We start from the raw sequence: 16,666 nt of genomic DNA on the forward strand, positions 1-16,666 counted from the left end.
ATAAACTAAGTTGTGGAGCTTTCTTGTGTGAGATAGCGGTATGCTGAGAGAGAGGTCGGCTAATTTATCGGCTTACCCCTTGTAATGTTAGAGATATTTCTTACTAGTATCAGAAGCCTGAAACAAATTTTGAAGGTGGGTTGACAGATAATTGACTGTTTGGTCCAATTTACCCAAAGTTTTGGGAGGGGAATATCCAAGATTTAAGCTGAACTAAGCTATTGTATGAGGGGGCCACCTCTGCATACGATACCTACTCTGTTCCAAATGGGAAAAATAACCCTGCGGGAAATCTAGTAGATTGAATTTTTGACATATTTTGCCTGCAGCTTGTTTATGTGCGGTTGCAATCCGTCCGTCCTGTCAAAAAAAGAGATACAGCTTGAATCCTGCGAAAGTCCTCATCGGTTTTATCAGTTTTATACTCCTTCGGGAGACCAGATAACTATGGCGAGCCCGTTGTGATTACAAAGAATAAAGCGCGGGTGAGTTGAATAAAACGACGTTGTAAAAGCGTTATCGGAGAGACTTATGAGTAAACTTGGCTCAAATCATCGTATTAATGGTGACAGACTGTGGCGTAGCCTTATGGATATGGCCCAAATCGGACCCGGTGTTCGTGGCGGCAACAACAGGCAGACGCTCACAGACGAAGATGCCGAGGGCCGCAAGCTTTTCACCATCTGGTGTGAGGCTGAAGGCATGTCAATGCACATCGATACCATGGGCAATATGTTTGCCCGGCTGGAAGGGGAAGATCCGAGCCTTGATCCGATCATGATCGGCTCTCATTTGGATACGCAGCCAACTGGTGGCAAGTATGATGGTGTGCTTGGTGTACTTGCAGGTCTGGAAGTGATCCGCTCCATTCGTGAGCGTGGCATAAAAACCAAACGCCCAATTGAGGTGGTCAACTGGACCAACGAAGAGGGCGCCCGTTTCGCACCGGCTATGCTGGCCTCTGGTGTGTTTGCTGGTATGCACACGCAGGACTGGGCCTATGATCGCGAAGATGCAGAAGGCAAAAAGTTTGGCGATGAGCTGAAGCGCATCGGCTATGTGGGCGAGGAGCCAGTCGGCGCGCGCAAACTCCATGCCATGTTTGAACTCCACATTGAGCAGGGACCAATCCTCGAAATCGAGGAAAAAGACATCGGTGTTGTCACCCACGGTCAGGGGCTCTGGTGGCTGCAGGTCACCCTCACAGGAAAAGACAGCCACACCGGTTCAACCCCAATGCCAATGCGCAAAAATGCAGGTCTTGGCATGGCGCGCATCACAGAGTTGGTGCACCAGATTGCCATGGAGAACCAGCCAGAAGCCGTTGGCGCCATTGGACATTGCGACGTCTATCCAAACAGCCGCAATGTGATTCCGGGTAAAACCGTCTTCACCATTGATTTCCGCTCCCCGCATCAGGACGTTCTGGATGGCATGAAAGCCAAACTGGAAGCTGAAGCACCGAAAATCGCAGAAGAACTTGGTCTGGGCATCGAGATCGAAGCCGTCGGTCACTTTGATCCGGTCACCTTCGATGAAGGCTGCGTCTCTGCCGTGCGCAATGCAGCAGAGCGCCTGAGCTATTCTCACCGCAACATCATTTCCGGCGCAGGCCACGATGCTTGCTGGATAAACCGTGTAGCGCCAACAGCCATGATCATGTGCCCATGCGTGGATGGTTTGAGCCACAACGAAGACGAAGAGATTTCAAGAGAGTGGGCAACTGCAGGTGCTGACGTGCTGTTCCATGCAGTGCTTGAGTACGCGGAAATTGAGCAAGATACCACCGAGCCAGCCGAATAACCCAAAGATTTGAAAGAGTTGAGGACTGCAATATGTCTAAAGTTATCAAAGGCGGCACGATTGTAACTGCCGATAGAACCTACAAGTCTGATGTGCTGGTTGACGGTGGCAAGATCATCGAAATAGGTAAGAACCTCTCCGGTGATGAAACGCTGGATGCCACCGGCTGTTATGTCATGCCGGGCGGGATTGACCCGCACGTGCATCTGGAAATGCCGTTCATGGGAACGCATTCTGCAGACAACTTCGAGATTGGCACAAGGGCAGGCCTTGCTGGCGGCACAACCATGGTGGTGGACTTTTGTCTGCCATCTCCCGGCCAGTCCATGATGGAAGCGCTTGCCATCTGGCAGCAGAAGTCCGGCGCAGCATGCTCGGATTACTCCTACCACATGGCTGTCACGTGGTGGGGCGAGCAGGTCTTTAACGAAATGCAGGAGGTAGTTGATCGCGGCATCAACACCTTCAAACATTTCATGGCCTATAAAGGTGCGTTGATGGTGGATGATGACGAAATGTTCGCATCTTTCCAACGTTGTGCCGCGCTTGGTGCAATGCCGCTCGTCCATGCCGAGAACGGTGATGTAGTCGCCACCATGCAGCAAAAACTGCTGGCAGAAGGCAACAACGGTCCGGAAGCGCATTCTTATTCTCGCCCGCCGGAAGTGGAAGGTGAGGCAGCCAACCGTGCAATCATGATCGCGGATATGGCTTGTGTACCGCTCTACATCGTGCACACAAGCTGTGAGCAGGCCCATGAAGCCATCCGCCGCGCCCGTCAAAAAGGCATGCGTGTGTATGGGGAACCGCTCATCCAGCACCTGACACTGGATGACAGCGAGTATGCCAACCCGAATTGGGACCACGCCGCACAGCGCGTCATGTCGCCTCCGTTCCGCAACAAACAGCATCAGGATAGCCTTTGGGCAGGCTTGCAGTCCGGCTCATTGCAGGTGGTCGCAACTGACCACTGCGCCTTTACATTGGAGCAGAAACGCTTTGGTGTTGGCGACTTTACCAAGATCCCGAACGGTACAGGCGGTTTGGAAGACCGCATGCCAATGCTCTGGTCAACCGGTGTGCGCACAGGCCGCCTGACCATGAACGAGTTCGTAGCTGTCACTTCCACCAATATCGCCAAGATCCTGAATATGTATCCTAAAAAAGGTGCAATTCTTGAAGGAGCGGATGCCGACATTGTTGTCTGGGATCCTAACCGCTCAAAAACAATCACTGCTGCAAATCAGCAGTCCTGCGTCGAATACAACGTGTTTGAAGGCAGGGAAGTGGTCGGTCTGCCACGCTTCACACTCACCCGTGGCAAAGTCGCGATTGAGGAAAGTACGGTTAAAACCGAGCCAGGTCACGGTGAATTCGTTGGTCGCGAGCCAAATGCTCCGGTCGGCGCCGCTCTGTCCAAGTGGAAGGAAATCACAGCGCCTCGCAAAGTTGAGCGCCGGCCAGAATTGATGCCAGCAGGCGTATAAGTCTGCACACAGAGCAAAAGGTGCATCTCCGAAAAGAGGACACTGGCTTTCGGAACAAGAGGCGCCTGAAAACAACAATTTAGAGCATGTCGCAGAGCTAAAAAGCACTGCGATATGCCATCAGGTCCGCGTGGGGTACGCGGGCTGGTCATTAAACGCAGTAGTTTTTATAGAGGGGATCTGCTGCCTTTAATCTGAGGGGAATTACTCGATGTCGGACTCAACTCTAGGCTCAACCGGGAATGTCGTCCCGGACGAGTTTGGTATTATCCATCAGGAACTCGTCGGAATCGACGGTGATCTTTACAACGAAGATCAGCTGCCAACCGCTGCTGTAGCTCGTACATGGAACTGGGTTTCCATCTCCGCGCTCTGGGTCGGGATGGTGGTCTGTATCCCAACTTATCTGCTCGCGTCCTATCTGATTGGCGCAGGAATGAGCTGGGATCAGGCGGTCATGACGATCCTGCTCGCCAACGCAATCGTTCTCATTCCAATGGTCCTGATCGGCCATGCAGGCACCAAGTATGGTATTCCATTCCCGGTGCTGCTGCGCTCGTCCTTTGGTCCAGCTGGTGCCAAATTTCCAGCAGTCGCCCGTGGTATCGTGGCTTGTGGCTGGTTCGGTATTCAGACATGGGTTGGCGGTTCTGCGATCTACGTGATCCTGAACACGCTCATGAGTGGAGCACTGGCAGGTGACCCGCTCCCAATTCTGGGCATCAATGCAGGCCAGTTTGCCTGCTTCATGGCGTTTTGGGCACTGCACCTGTACTTCATCAAAAACGGTACAGAATCCATCCGTTGGCTGGAAACTTATGCAGCGCCATTCCTGCTTGCAATGGGTCTGGCACTGCTGGCATGGGCTTATGTCAATGCAGGTGGGTTCGGCGCAATGCTTTCCACTCCAAGCCAGTTTGCTGAAGGTCAGCCTAAAGAAGGCCAGTTCTGGTCCGTCTTCTGGCCAAGCCTCACAGGCATGGTCGGCTTCTGGGCAACCCTTGCACTGAACATTCCTGACTTTACGCGCTATGCAAAAAGCCAGAAAGACCAGTTCATGGGGCAGGCTGTTGGCCTTCCAATCCCAATGGCGCTGTTTGCGTTCATCGCTTCTGCGGTAACCTCCGCAACTGTGGTGATCTTCGGTGAGCCAATCTGGGATCCAATTGTCCTGGCTGAAAAAATGGGTGGCATGAGCATTATCATCGCTCTGTTCGCACTCATCGTTGCAACGCTCACCACCAACCTGGCGGCAAACGTTGTGGCTCCGGCACACGGGTTCTCCAACCTGGCACCGAAATCCATCAACCTGCGCACCGGTGGTTACATCACAGCGGCTATTGGCCTTGTGATGTTCCCATGGATACTCGTGAACCACATCATTGGCTGGTTGATTGCCTACTCAGCACTGCTGGGTCCAATCGCGGGAATTATGCTGGCAGACTACTACCTGCTGCGCAAAACCAAGCTCAACGTGGAAGACCTGTTCAAGCACAACGGCATCTATTCTGGCTCAAACGGCTGGAACTGGGCAGGTGTGCTTGCGCTGATCATCGGTATCCTGCCAAACCTTCCAGGTTTCCTGGCAGGCGTAGGTCTCTCAGGTCCAGCCTCACCACTGTTCGCGACCATCTACACCTATGCATGGTTCGTTGGTCTGTTCGCGGCAGGTATCGCCTACCTAATTCTGGCGAAAATCCTGAACAAGTAACAGGCAGACACACTATAAATAACGAGAAGAAGGGGCGGCGTATCATGCGCCGCTTCTTCCTGTTTCAAAGGAAGAGAAAATGCCAAAAGCCTATTGGGTCGCTCACGTCACAGTCACAGATCCTGAGCCCTACAAGCTCTACGCAGACGGAGCTTCTACTGCATTCAAAAAGTACAGTGCCAACGTTCTGGCCCGCGGCGGCAAGTTTGAGGATCTGGAAGGCGCAAACCATCCCCGCAACGTGGTGATCGAGTTTGCCGACATGGAAACCGCGATGGCGTGTTATAACAGCGAAGAGTATCAGGCGGCCAAGAAACACCGTGAAAACGCTGGCATTGCCAACATCATCATCGTGGAAGGCGCATAACGCGCATCTGTATCGGATGAAACGAAAAAAGCCGCAGCGATCAAACTGCGGCTCTTTTTATGTCTTCTGGTGAGAAACTTATTTCTCTCGCAATTCCCTGCGTAAGATCTTGCCCACGGTAGATTTCGGAAGCTCTTCCAAAAACTCCACGTATTTCGGCACCTTATAAGCCGCCATCGCGTTGTGGCAGTAATCCTGCATGGCTTCTGGCGTAACATCCTCGTTGTTGCGCACAACAAACGCTTTCACCGCTTCGCCAGTACGCTCGTCAGGTGTACCTGCAACAGCCACTTCAACCACACCCTTGATCTCAGCTATCACAGCCTCGACCTCTGCGGGGTATACGTTGAAGCCAGACACAAGCACCATGTCTTTCTTGCGGTCGACAATCTTGAAGTTGTTGCGCTTGTCCATGATCGCAATGTCACCGGTGCGGAAGAACCCGTCCGGCGTCATCACCGCAGCGGTTGCCTCCGGTTTGCGCCAGTATCCCTGCATGATTTGCGGCCCGCGTGCACAAAGCTCACCTGGCTGGCCAAGCGGAACTTCATTGTCCTCCGCATCCAGCAGCTTGATCTCAGTCTTTGGCATGGACTGGCCAACGGTCTCGGTAAACTCGGTGCTGTCAAACGGGTTCACCGAAAGGATCGGCGAGGTCTCACTCAGACCATATCCTTCAATAATGTGGTGACCGGTAACCTGTTTCCACTTATCCGAAATTGCCCGTTGAATGGCTGATCCGCCGCCCATGGCAAATTTGTAGTTGCTGAAGTCCAGCTCATCAAAGCCCGGGGTATGCAGCAGGCCATTGAAAAGCGTGTTCACCCCGGTGATCACGCTGAACTTCCACTTCTTAAGTTCTTTGACAAACCCCGGCATATCGCGTGGATTGGTGATCAGCACATTGCGGGATCCTAACCAGTAAAATGACACGCAGTTCACCATCAACGCGAAGATATGATAGAGCGGCAGCGCCGTAATCACGATCTCCTCACCAGCCCGCATAAACCCGTCTGTCGCCGCATCAAACTGTGCAATATTGGCCACCAGATTGCCATGACTCAGCGCGGCGCCTTTGGAAAGGCCAGTGGTACCGCCCGTATACTGCAGGTAAATCAGGTCACTCGGATTAATCTGCGGCGGCGTAAAGTCCAGTTGCTCACCTTTTTCAAGAACATCTGAGACTGTCAGGCGGTCTGCAAACATCTCGTGTGGAGGCGGTGAGGGCATGTCCACACCAGATGCATCACCTACATTGGCAATCACCACATTTTTGATTGGTGTATCGGCAACAACCTCTGCAAGCGTCGGGCTGGAGCCCGAGAAAATAAAGATCGTATCAGTGTCCGCATCGTTGAGCTGGTGTTTCAGCTCGCGCGGTGTGTACATAGGGTTGACGTTCACCTGCACCAGTCCGGCGCGCAATATGCCGAACATGAGAACCGGAAACGCCAGAATATTTGGCAGCATAATGGCGACGCGGTCGCCTTTCTTCAGGCCCAGCTCATTCTGCAAATAGGCAGCAACTGCGCGAGACCTCTCATCAACGTCTTTAAATGTAAGTGACTGGCCAAAATTGGTGAAGGCGACATTGTTTGCAAATCGGCCATTGGCCTCTTCAAATATCTCGATCACAGACCTGTAACCGTTCACATCAATTGGCTTGGTGAATACAGTAGGTGTCCAGGTTGGAGCACTAAGTGTATCAGTCATAATTCCTCCCAAAATTAAAACCTATACGCGTATATTAGAATATTCTTTCAGCTTACGCTTTAGGAATATCGTTCATCATTCAATATCTTATGGATTTTTTCTTTTTCCTCTTCAAAATCCCTAGGAGGAGCAAGGCCAAGTGAGCCCATAGCTGCCATGAAAAGCATATCAACCATTGCCTGCGATCCAAAACGGGCAGGGCCGGCATTGCGAATGGCTTGATTGGCGGTGAACCCGGTAATGAGCTGAACCGTCTGCCGCACCTGCATCTCCCAGTCCTCAAATGGAATCTGGTCCTTATAAGGGGTGCTGAGTTCAAGAATACGCTCTGCTGTCATGATGGTCAGCTGCTGGAAGCGCTTCCAGGTCTCAGGCTCCTTTGCTGAGATCTCATGAGCGGCGCGATACAGGCCAACATTCTCCTGCAGCAGCTTGTGGTTCAAAGCTGTCACAAAGTAGATGGTACTCTCAAGCGAGCCGAGGGGATCTTGCAGATCCTGAATAAGGCGTTGAGCATGCTCCTCGTAAATCTCAAAAAGGCGCTCGAACAACATTTCCTTGTTCTTGAAGCGAAAGTAGAAATTACCCGTAGACGAACCTGCAAGTTGAACAATGTCTGAAACCCGCGCCCGCGCTACACCCTCTTTGGCAAAAATCGTTTTTGCAGCTTGCAGGAAATTCTGCTCCGCCTCATAGCCTCGTTTTTGTTTTGGCTTATAAGATTTCATTTTACACTCAAACTAGACGATAAGTTCTGTTTTTGATAATGATAATTGTGTTGCCAAACTATAACATCTCTTGGCTTGGGGCCACTGATAATAGCAGAATGCATGTGTGATTTGGGAACATATTGGGGGGGCTATGGAATTACGCGAATTATTGCTGGGGGCGGCACTATCTTTCACATTATCTATGAGTGGTGCACAGGCTGCCAAAGAGCTGAAACTTGCAACCAGTGCGCCTTTGGGTACCCCATGGGTAAACCATGTAGAAGCCATTGCGCATAAGATTTCTCTCAATTCCAATGGAGCAATAAGCGCGAAATTATTTCATGCAGGCCAACTCGGTACAGAACCAGTGATGGTGCAGAAAACCATTCGCGGACGCATTGATATTCTTGGCAGTTCCATGACTGCGTTCTCCACTGTCGTGCCGGAAATGGCACTGATGGGAGTGCCTTTTTTATGGGACAGTTACGCGCAAATTGATTGCGCAATGGACAAACATCTCACGCCTGTTTTTGAACCTCTTTTTGAGAAAAAGGGCTTCAAGTTCCTGCAATGGAACGAGCTGGGCTGGATCCATACCTTCGGCAAAAAGCCATTTCTTGCGCCAGGCGATGTGAAGGGCGTGAAAGTGCGCGCAGCACCTGCAAAATACTCAGTCAACTTCTGGCAGGGGATGGGTGCAAACGGTGTTGTTCTGGCCCTTGCTGAGACACCGTCAGCGCTGCAAACCGGAATGGTTGAGGGCGGAACACTGCCAGCCATGACCTATGTGGCCATGGGCATGGGCAAACTCGCACCGCACCTCACGCTCTCCGCGCATCTTCACCAGTCTGGAGCATTGGTCATGAGCATGCGCACATGGAAGAAGCTGAGTAAAAACGAACAGGACAGCATCACCAGCGCTCTGGTGCCTGTCCAGGGCCTGCGAGATGAAGTGCGCTCCATGGCTAAAGACATGCTTGCCGGCTTTCAGGAAAAGGGCGGGCACGTCCATAAGCTTTCAGCGCAGCAACGCGAGGAATGGAAAACAGCTGTCCTGCCATTGCGGGATCAGTTGGTGAGCTCAATCGGCGGGCAGGCGCAAGAAGTCTGGCCTAAGATTCTAGAGGCAAAGAAAGCCTGTATGCTTTGATTCCATGACACGTGAAAGGAAGAGCCCACCGTATTTTGAGGGCTCTTTTCAATTTGCATGAGGCGATTTTTCCAGCTGCTGTACCGATTTGAAGCGACATTTGCTGCTCTGGCCTACATCATCGTGGTGTTGGCCATGTTGGGAGATGTCGTTGCACGAGAGTTTTTCGATCTCTCCTTGATGCACAGCAGCAAAATTGCTCTGTTTGCCGCCATTTTTGCTGGCATGCTCGGCCTTGGCCTTGCAACATCATCCGGCACCCACATCCGCCCCAAGGTCACAGACCATTTGTTGCCAGAAGCCTGGAAAAACCTTCTGCAGCGACTGGGAGATGGCTTGAGCGGTGCACTTTTCCTGCTCGCGGGCTATGTCTCGTTTGAGTTGGTACGCTCGTCCTACGAGATCGGGTTCCTCGTGCCAGTGGTGGATTGGCCGCTCTGGTGGTTCCAGACCATCATGCCCTACGCGTTCTGCTCCAACGCCCTCAGATATTTCGGCTTCATGCTGTTGCCCTCGTTGAGGCCAGAGGAGGCAGATGCAGAATGACCTATGCGCTCCTTCTCACACTCGCCGTTTTGGTGATGCTGGTATTGCGGCAGAACCTCATCGTGATCTTGATGGTGCTCGGTGGGGCGGTCCAGCTGCTTTATAGCGATGGCGAGCTGATATTCATGGCTGAGGATTTCTGGGCTGCGCTGGATCGTGAGGCATTGCTGTCCATTCCCGTCTTTTTGCTGTGTGGTTCCATCACGAGCCGCGGTGCGATTGCTGAGCGTCTCGTTGCTGTCCTCAAAGCATTGACCGGGTCTTTATCAGGTGGTCTCGGCGTAGCAACAATCCTCTCCTGCGCCTTCTTTGCTGCAATTTCGGGCTCCTCCATGGTTACGCTGCTCGCGGTTGGATCTGTGCTGTACCCGGCACTGCGAGAGCAGGGATATTCCACCAGTTATTCTCTGGGAGCGTTATCGAGTGCAGGAACGCTCGGTGTCGTCATCCCGCCCAGCATTCCGATGATCATCTACGGTCTGGTCACCGAAACTTCTATCACCGATATGTTTCTGGCAGGCGTCATTCCTGGGCTTTTGCTTTCCATCGCTTTGGCGATCTATTCTGCCTGGGCTAACAGAATGATCCCACGCACAGGCTTTGACGTGAGCGCAGCTGGCAGTGCAATCACCAACGGAATTTGGTCCCTGCTCATGCCAGTCATTCTGCTTGGGGGCATCTACTCCGGATACTTCACAGCCACAGAAAGCGCTGCCATCGCTTTGGCCTATGCGCTTGTTGTCGAGCTGTTTATTTATAAAGAGCTTACACTGGCCCAGCTCTGGGATGCTGTCATTCACACAACCCAGATGCTCGGCGGCCTGCTCCCAATTTTTGCGATCGCCGCAACTTTGAACATGGTGCTGACCACAGAGCAAGTTCCAAGCCAGCTGGCGCAATGGTTGTCCTCGCACGTCGAAGAAAAATGGATGTTCCTGATCGGCCTCAACATCCTTCTGCTGATGGTTGGGTTCTTTATGGAAATCATTTCTGCCCTGCTGATCATGGCGCCCATTATGCTCCCCGTCGCAACGATCTACAGCATCAATCCAGTGCATCTCGGCGTAATCATGATCATCAATCTGGAGATTGGCCTGCTGACACCACCTGTGGGCATCAATCTTGTGGTTGCCTCTCAGGCTTTCAAAGAAAGCTTTTGGACTGTCACAAGGTCAGTTATTCCATTTGTCCTGATTATGCTCTGTGTGCTGCTGCTCGTCACCTTTCTGCCTGATCTCTCACTCTTTTTTGTAAGCTGAGGAACTCGTAAATGATTGAAGATATGTTCAAAATGACGGCAGTCGAAATTTCTCAGGCAATCCGTGACAGGCAGATTACATGCAGTGAGGTGATTGAACAGCATCTGGCACGTATTGATGAAACAGCGCACCTGAATGCCATCACCACTCGCTTTGATGATCAGGCCCGTCAGGCGGCGGAGCAAGCAGATCAGGCGGTACAGCGCGGCGATCCGTTAGGCCCGCTCCACGGCATACCCGTCACCATCAAAGAAAACATCGATCAGGCTTGCGCCTCCACAAACAACGGCGTGAAGGCATTTGCTGGCCTGATTGCTAAGCAGGATGCTCCCCTTGTTCAGAGGTTGAAACAGGCAGGGGCAATCCCAATTGGGCGCACAAACACACCAGAAATGTCTTGGCGCTTTCATACGGACAACACTTTGTTCGGCCAGACCCTCAATCCGTGGAATGCGTCCCGAACACCGGGCGGTTCAAGCGGTGGAGCAGGGAGCTCACTGGCAGCTGGTGTCGGATACATCGCCCATGGCTCAGATCTCAGCGGCTCAATCAGATTGCCAGCCTTCTGCTGCGGCGTGCTGGGATTGCGTCCATCACACGGCCGCATACCGTTTTACAATGCGACCGCAGTTGCAGAACGCCCAATCACTATCCAGCTCTCCTCAGCACAAGGACCACTCGCACGCTCGGTAAACGACCTCAAACTCGCTTATGATGTAATGAAGGGCTATTACGATCTGGATACATGGTCACTGCCGGACATAGATGAGGACAAGATCTTCCCAAACAGCGTCGCGCTTATCACTCCACCAGGCGCTGATCCAAAAATCAATGAAGCTCTGAAGCAAGCAGGCGAGGTGCTGGCGCAGCAGGGATACAAGGTGGAGAACACCAGCATCGATTTTATCGAAGAAGTCTATACACGTTACACATCTCTTCTCATCACCGAAGTCGCACTCCAGAAGGAGAGCGTAATCGAGCGTTTTGGATCTGAGCAACTGCAGACTATTTTTGAGTACTACACACAGTTGGTACCGCCAATGGATTATCATGGCTACGCGCAGGCTTTGGCTTCCAGATCGCACTATCATCGCCTGATTGACCAATTTCAACGCAAATATCCCGTAATCCTTTCACCTGTTTGCACAAAAAACGCATTCGCGGCAGGCGCAGATATCAAATCGGTCGAGAGCCTTAAAGATATAGCAAATACAAACACCTATCTCGGTGCTATAAACTTTCTTGACCTCCCGGCTATGAGCATTCCCATTCATGATACCCACGACGGTATTCCTGTCGGCATCCAGCTCATCGGCCCGCGTTATGGCGAAGAGCACCTCTTCAGAACGGCTAAAGTGCTGGAGGACAACGGATTTATCTCTTCCCAGCTCGCTCCGGCACCAAGCGCTATGATGTAGTCATTGCCTGTGATCTGGAGGTCAATAATGCAAATCAGGGCCTGAATTGCCGTGGTTTCCGGAAATTTAGAATAGAAAACGGGAAGAAAAATGAGGCGCTGATCCATAGTTTTTCATCAAAGGATAGCTCAGAGACGCCCGTCTCAAGGCTTTCCGGTTATCCCCTCAAGAACTATGCAATCTGAAGCGCTGGCGAGCTCTTCAGAAAATGGGAGAAAAGCATGGCCCGAAACCCCAAAATCACCTTCATTGGCGCCGGTTCCACCACGTTCATGAAGAACATCATCGGCGATATTCTGCAACGTCCAGCGCTCTCCGGCGCCCATGTTGCTCTGATGGATATCAACGAAGAACGCCTTGGTGAATCTGAGATTGTGGCGCGTAAACTGATTTCGACGCTGGGAGTGAGCGCAACAGTTTCAACGTACACCAATCAGATGGAAGCGCTTGATTCCACTGACTTTGTAGTTGTCGCGTTCCAGATCGGCGGCTTTGAGCCTTGCACCGTCACCGACTTCGAAATTCCGAAGAAATACGGCCTCCGCCAGACCATCGCCGACACTCTTGGTATCGGTGGCATCATGCGCGGTCTGCGCACTGTTCCACACCTCTGGAGCATCTGCGAAGATATACTCAAAGTATGCCCGGATGCGGTCATGCTTCAGTACGTGAACCCAATGGCGATCAACACCTGGGCCATTGCTCAAAAGTATCCACAAATCAAACAGGTAGGCCTCTGCCATTCTGTTCAGGGCACTGTCAAAGAGCTCGCTCACGACCTTGATATCGATCCTGCAAATATTCGCTTTAAATGTGCAGGCATCAATCACATGGCATTCTACCAGTATCTGGAAGAAGTCAAGGAAGACGGCACATTTGAGGACCTCTATCCAAGATTGATAGAAGGCTACCGCGAAGGCCGCTATCCAAAGCCGTCCACATGGAACCCTCGCTGTCAAAACGTGGTGCGCTACGAGATGTTGACCCGTCTTGGCCATTTTGTAACTGAGAGTTCAGAGCATTTTGCTGAGTATGTTCCGTGGTTTATCAAACGTGATCGCCCGGACTTGTTGGAAAAGTTCTCCATTCCGCTTGATGAGTATCCAGTGCGCTGCGTGGAGCAGATTGAACGCTGGAAGTCTCAGGTGGAAGACTACAAAAATGCAGAGAGCATCGAAGTGGAGCGCAGCCAGGAATATGCGTCCACCATCATGAACTCTGTCTGGACAGGTGAGCCTGCTGTTATTTATGGCAACGTGCAAAACAAAGGCTACATCACCTCACTGCCACAGGACTGTGCGGTTGAAGTGCCTTGTCTGGTTGATCGCAACGGCATCCAACCAACGCACATCGGTAAACTGCCAGCGCAATTGGCGGCACTTATGCGCACAAACATTGGTCCTCAGGAACTGACTGTTGAAGCGCTTATGACCGAAAACCGTGAGCATATCTACCACGCTGCAATGCTTGATCCTCACACTGCAGCAGAGCTGGATCTGGAGCAAATCTGGGCCATGGTGGATGAGCTTTTGGAAGCGCATAAAGACTGGTTGCCAGCCTGGACGCAGAAGCAAGTGCTTGAAACTGCGTAACATGAGCGCTGCCAATTAGAAAAATGCGATGACATAAGCGGTTGCCTGAAACGAGGCTGCCGCTTATGTATGTTCTGATATATCAAAGATGGGTGCTAAGCACTCCTTGGGGGAATAAATGTCTGGGAACGTCACCTTTCATGATTTGAAAGACGCAAGTGTGTTCATCACTGGCGGCGGGGCAGGGATCGGCGCAAGTCTCACTGATGGCTTTATGCAGCAAGGTGCCAAAGTCGCTTTTGTGCAGCGCTCTGATGCTTCGGAATTTGCTCAGCAGATGAAGGAAAAGCACGGTGTAGCGCCTCTGTTCATCAAATGTGATGTCACCGATGTTGAGGCTTTGCAAGGCGCAGTCAAACAAGCTGAAAAGGCGCACGGACCTGTCACAGTTCTGGTAAACAACGCAGCCAATGATACCCGTCACACCCTTGAGGAGTTCACGGTAGATCAATGGGATGCGTCCATGGACGTTAACTTGCGCCCGCATTTCTTCACCGCGCAGGCCGCCGCAGCAGGCATGAAAGCAGCTGGCGGAGGATCTATCATCAACTTCTCCTCCATTTCCTACATGATGGGCAATGCAGGCTATCCGGCCTATGAAACGTCCAAAGCAGCTATCACTGGCTTAACCAGAGCACTGGCACGTGAGCTGGGACCAGACAACATTCGCGTCAACGCCCTGATGCCGGGTTGGGTCCTCACTCAGCGCCAGAAAGACCTCTGGGCAACACCGGAAGACCTGAAGGCTCACTTAGGGCGCCAGTGCCTGAAAGAGCATCTGGATCCAGACGATATCATTGATGCAACATTGTTTTTGGCATCCAAAGCCAGCCGTATGATGACAAGTCAGGCGCTCGTTATTGATGGCGGCGTAGTCGTAACAGGCTAAAGCTAAAATAGCGGGTAGGCAGCTGCCCGCTATATCTTCCCGATGTTGCGGGCCTGCTTGCGAAACGCCGCAGGAGAGGTGCTGAAGTGGTTCTGAAACGCCTCATAAAAGCTGGAAAGAGACCGGAACCCGGCATCCATTGCGATAGACAAGATCTTCATCTCAGATTCAGCAAGCAACATGCGCGCATGAGAAAGCCGGACACGCGTCAAATGCTCCTTGATCGGCAGACCCACAATACGTTTGAACAAAGTCATCGCGTGGCTTGGCGATAAGCCGACACATTCAGCAACATCAGTGACGGAAATATCCGAGGTGTGGTTCTCAGAAATGAACCGCAACATCTCTTCCACATGCAACATGGATTTTCCGCGACCAACCACAGTACTGGACTGACGGTAGTCGTGATGTAGCGTGTTCCAGCCATCCAGTGCCAAGCGCGTGAAGCGGGATGAAATCTCACTCAGCACCAGTTTGCGCCAGTTGATGTCATCTCTTTTGAACTCGCTCGCCCAATGGCCAAAGCGCACCGCATCGATCGGGCAGGGCGCTTTGTTGCAAATCACATCTCCTGAAATGAGTGCATCAGTGATGCGTGTAGGCAAGCCCCATTGCAATATTTGTGCAAAAGAGATGTAGAGATTGACCATATCGCCATCACCGCGCACGTCCACAACACCGTGTGGCGCAGCACCCCAGAAGCAAATCATGTAGCCCGGATGAACAGTCACATGACTTCCTGAGAAGGAATAATCCATTTCACAGTTAATCAGGAAGTTCACTTCAATAGAGGCGTGATGGTGGTATGGTCTTTTTGAGAATACGTGAGGCTTATGGCGCATTATCAGAAAATTATCTGTCGTTGGTATGACACTCTGATCCAGATATTGGCGATATAAGTCATCACTAATGCTCAATTATACATCCTCCTCTTACGTCAATATTCAAAAAGCCGAATGAAACGATGTTAATACGAGAGTTCGGCTCTCAATATTCTCCCATGTGTATAGTATAGAGAAATACGCAGTTTAAAAGCATCTACAAAGAAAATCGGAATTTATGAATAGAAAGCCGGAGGAAAATGAGTGGCGCGGGTGGCCATGATGGTGTTGGGAGTAATGAAATGGGGGAGGAATTGATGTCTTCTACAAACCTTGTGTCTAAACTTTGCTTAGCAGCAGGCGTAAGTGCCTGCGCTCTAGCGGCAAGTTCAGCACTGGCAGACAAAATGCCGGTTGAGCAGTCCATGTCCACATTGGAATATGATCTGCTGTCTCGCAGTGATTTGTGGACCTATCAGAAACTGGATGGCTATAGCGAAGCCCCGTTCCTGAGTAAACTGGTCAAAGCAGGCAAGTTACCACCTGTTGGCGAGCGACTGCCAGCAGAGCCGCTGGTTATGTCAACCAAAGCTATGTCTGAGGGGATCGGACTGGCCTAATGAAAGTGGAAACCGGTTTTCGGAGATGCGCTGTAGGCGAACCACGCGATGTCTGCCTACACTCAGGCCGTCAACTCTAAGATCAGCTGCAATGCGCCGTGAGCCATAAGCTCGGTTTGAGGCTTCAAACTTATCCTTGATGTGAGCAAGGAGCACCATGTCCTCACGTTGTCTGGCGCTCGCAGGCCACTTTCTCCAGGCATAAAATCCGCTGAAACTGACACTCATAAAGGCGCAGAGGCTGGCAGTTGAATAAGAGGCATTCTGTGCATCGATAAACTGATATCTCATCGACTTGTTTGCTTGGCGAAGAACGCTGCCGCGTTTCGCCGGGAAAACAGTTCACCGGACTGTTTTCTGATCCGGCTTCAATTTATTAAATCGCTCTCTTGCCGTAATAGCTCGTTTTCTTTTCGTAAACGGGCTAATTCTTTACCAGCATCCTCATGCGGCCCTGCCAGTAAATCATGATCCCGAAACTCCTTGATTTAGCGGTTCAAGGTAGCTTGTCCCACACCCCGACCTGCCGCTATTTCAGGAATGGGCCGATCACTCACTTTTACCAGTCGCACTGTTTCCC

General features: G+C 51.6%; 15 protein-coding genes. 11 read left to right on the plus strand and 4 right to left on the minus strand.

What is annotated here, in order from left to right:
- The first annotated feature begins 531 nt into the window (after positions 1-531).
- The 4 genes from PsWM33_RS06215 to PsWM33_RS06230 all read left to right on the plus strand — a co-directional run bounded on the left by PsWM33_RS06215 (position 532) and on the right by PsWM33_RS06230 (position 5,368).
- The gene (locus tag PsWM33_RS06215; RefSeq protein WP_063299583.1) at positions 532-1,803 is read left to right on the plus strand and encodes a Zn-dependent hydrolase; all 1,272 of its coding nucleotides are present in this window, start codon (positions 532-534) and stop codon (positions 1,801-1,803) included.
- A gap of 32 nt (positions 1,804-1,835) precedes the next feature.
- Entirely contained in the window at positions 1,836-3,290 is a 1,455-nt protein-coding gene (hydA, locus tag PsWM33_RS06220; protein ID WP_063296583.1) for a dihydropyrimidinase, read from the plus strand.
- 211 nt (positions 3,291-3,501) lie between these two features.
- Positions 3,502-5,001 (plus strand): NCS1 family nucleobase:cation symporter-1, encoded by a 1,500-nt coding sequence (locus tag PsWM33_RS06225; RefSeq protein ID WP_063299584.1) that lies wholly within the window; start codon positions 3,502-3,504, stop codon positions 4,999-5,001.
- 79 nt (positions 5,002-5,080) lie between these two features.
- Positions 5,081-5,368 (plus strand): DUF1330 domain-containing protein, encoded by a 288-nt coding sequence (locus tag PsWM33_RS06230; RefSeq protein ID WP_063299585.1) that lies wholly within the window; start codon positions 5,081-5,083, stop codon positions 5,366-5,368.
- A 78-nt stretch (positions 5,369-5,446) separates the two neighbouring features.
- Here PsWM33_RS06230 and PsWM33_RS06235 read toward each other — a convergent pair whose 3' ends face one another.
- Both PsWM33_RS06235 and PsWM33_RS06240 read right to left on the minus strand, forming a co-directional pair.
- Complete coding sequence (locus PsWM33_RS06235) at positions 5,447-7,081, minus strand: AMP-binding protein (RefSeq protein WP_063299586.1); 1,635 nt, start codon at positions 7,079-7,081, stop codon at positions 5,447-5,449.
- 59 nt (positions 7,082-7,140) lie between these two features.
- Positions 7,141-7,809 (minus strand): TetR/AcrR family transcriptional regulator, encoded by a 669-nt coding sequence (locus tag PsWM33_RS06240; protein ID WP_063291904.1) that lies wholly within the window; start codon positions 7,807-7,809, stop codon positions 7,141-7,143.
- 133 nt (positions 7,810-7,942) lie between these two features.
- Here PsWM33_RS06240 and dctP point away from each other — a divergent pair, with 133 nt between their 5' ends.
- From dctP to PsWM33_RS06270, 6 genes are all read left to right on the plus strand, one after another.
- Complete coding sequence (dctP, locus tag PsWM33_RS06245) at positions 7,943-8,941, plus strand: TRAP transporter substrate-binding protein DctP (RefSeq protein WP_063299587.1); 999 nt, start codon at positions 7,943-7,945, stop codon at positions 8,939-8,941.
- A 57-nt stretch (positions 8,942-8,998) separates the two neighbouring features.
- Positions 8,999-9,487, plus strand: a complete 489-nt coding sequence (locus tag PsWM33_RS06250; protein WP_063299588.1) for a TRAP transporter small permease — start codon at positions 8,999-9,001, stop codon at positions 9,485-9,487.
- Positions 9,484-10,746, plus strand: a complete 1,263-nt coding sequence (locus PsWM33_RS06255) for a TRAP transporter large permease (RefSeq protein WP_063299589.1) — start codon at positions 9,484-9,486, stop codon at positions 10,744-10,746. Before PsWM33_RS06250 ends, PsWM33_RS06255 begins: the two co-directional genes overlap by 4 nt.
- Before the next feature lie 11 nt (positions 10,747-10,757).
- On the plus strand, positions 10,758-12,164 hold the full coding sequence (locus PsWM33_RS06260; protein WP_063299590.1) for an amidase: 1,407 nt from the start codon (positions 10,758-10,760) through the stop codon (positions 12,162-12,164).
- 221 nt (positions 12,165-12,385) lie between these two features.
- Positions 12,386-13,756, plus strand: a complete 1,371-nt coding sequence (melA, locus tag PsWM33_RS06265) for an alpha-glucosidase/alpha-galactosidase (protein WP_063299591.1) — start codon at positions 12,386-12,388, stop codon at positions 13,754-13,756.
- A gap of 118 nt (positions 13,757-13,874) precedes the next feature.
- Positions 13,875-14,645 (plus strand): SDR family NAD(P)-dependent oxidoreductase, encoded by a 771-nt coding sequence (locus tag PsWM33_RS06270; RefSeq protein ID WP_063299592.1) that lies wholly within the window; start codon positions 13,875-13,877, stop codon positions 14,643-14,645.
- Positions 14,646-14,674: 29 nt separating this feature from the next.
- Here PsWM33_RS06270 and PsWM33_RS06275 read toward each other — a convergent pair whose 3' ends face one another.
- Complete coding sequence (locus tag PsWM33_RS06275) at positions 14,675-15,562, minus strand: helix-turn-helix domain-containing protein (RefSeq protein ID WP_208994417.1); 888 nt, start codon at positions 15,560-15,562, stop codon at positions 14,675-14,677.
- Positions 15,563-15,783: 221 nt separating this feature from the next.
- Here PsWM33_RS06275 and PsWM33_RS06280 point away from each other — a divergent pair, with 221 nt between their 5' ends.
- Complete coding sequence (locus tag PsWM33_RS06280; protein WP_208994418.1) at positions 15,784-16,086, plus strand: hypothetical protein; 303 nt, start codon at positions 15,784-15,786, stop codon at positions 16,084-16,086.
- Here PsWM33_RS06280 and PsWM33_RS26680 read toward each other — a convergent pair.
- A complete protein-coding gene (locus tag PsWM33_RS26680; RefSeq protein WP_082826896.1) occupies positions 16,048-16,377 on the minus strand; it encodes an IS3 family transposase in 330 nt (109 codons plus the stop codon). The genes PsWM33_RS06280 and PsWM33_RS26680 overlap by 39 nt on opposite strands.
- Positions 16,378-16,666: the final 289 nt, after the last annotated feature.

It is taken from the genome of Pseudovibrio sp. WM33 (assembly GCF_001623165.1).
Classification (GTDB): domain Bacteria; phylum Pseudomonadota; class Alphaproteobacteria; order Rhizobiales; family Stappiaceae; genus Pseudovibrio.

Coding starts and splice junctions, on each gene's coding strand:
- PsWM33_RS06240 (WP_063291904.1), bottom strand. CDS start 7,809: ATGAAATCTTATAAGCCAAAACAAAAACGAGGCTATGAGGCGGAGCAG.
- PsWM33_RS06215 (WP_063299583.1), top strand. CDS start 532: ATGAGTAAACTTGGCTCAAATCATCGTATTAATGGTGACAGACTGTGG.
- PsWM33_RS06270 (WP_063299592.1), top strand. CDS start 13,875: ATGTCTGGGAACGTCACCTTTCATGATTTGAAAGACGCAAGTGTGTTC.
- dctP (WP_063299587.1), top strand. CDS start 7,943: ATGGAATTACGCGAATTATTGCTGGGGGCGGCACTATCTTTCACATTA.
- PsWM33_RS06225 (WP_063299584.1), top strand. CDS start 3,502: ATGTCGGACTCAACTCTAGGCTCAACCGGGAATGTCGTCCCGGACGAG.
- PsWM33_RS06260 (WP_063299590.1), top strand. CDS start 10,758: ATGATTGAAGATATGTTCAAAATGACGGCAGTCGAAATTTCTCAGGCA.
- hydA (WP_063296583.1), top strand. CDS start 1,836: ATGTCTAAAGTTATCAAAGGCGGCACGATTGTAACTGCCGATAGAACC.
- PsWM33_RS06250 (WP_063299588.1), top strand. CDS start 8,999: ATGAGGCGATTTTTCCAGCTGCTGTACCGATTTGAAGCGACATTTGCT.
- PsWM33_RS26680 (WP_082826896.1), bottom strand. CDS start 16,377: ATGAGATATCAGTTTATCGATGCACAGAATGCCTCTTATTCAACTGCC.
- PsWM33_RS06280 (WP_208994418.1), top strand. CDS start 15,784: ATGTCTTCTACAAACCTTGTGTCTAAACTTTGCTTAGCAGCAGGCGTA.
- PsWM33_RS06230 (WP_063299585.1), top strand. CDS start 5,081: ATGCCAAAAGCCTATTGGGTCGCTCACGTCACAGTCACAGATCCTGAG.
- melA (WP_063299591.1), top strand. CDS start 12,386: ATGGCCCGAAACCCCAAAATCACCTTCATTGGCGCCGGTTCCACCACG.
- PsWM33_RS06255 (WP_063299589.1), top strand. CDS start 9,484: ATGACCTATGCGCTCCTTCTCACACTCGCCGTTTTGGTGATGCTGGTA.
- PsWM33_RS06235 (WP_063299586.1), bottom strand. CDS start 7,081: ATGACTGATACACTTAGTGCTCCAACCTGGACACCTACTGTATTCACC.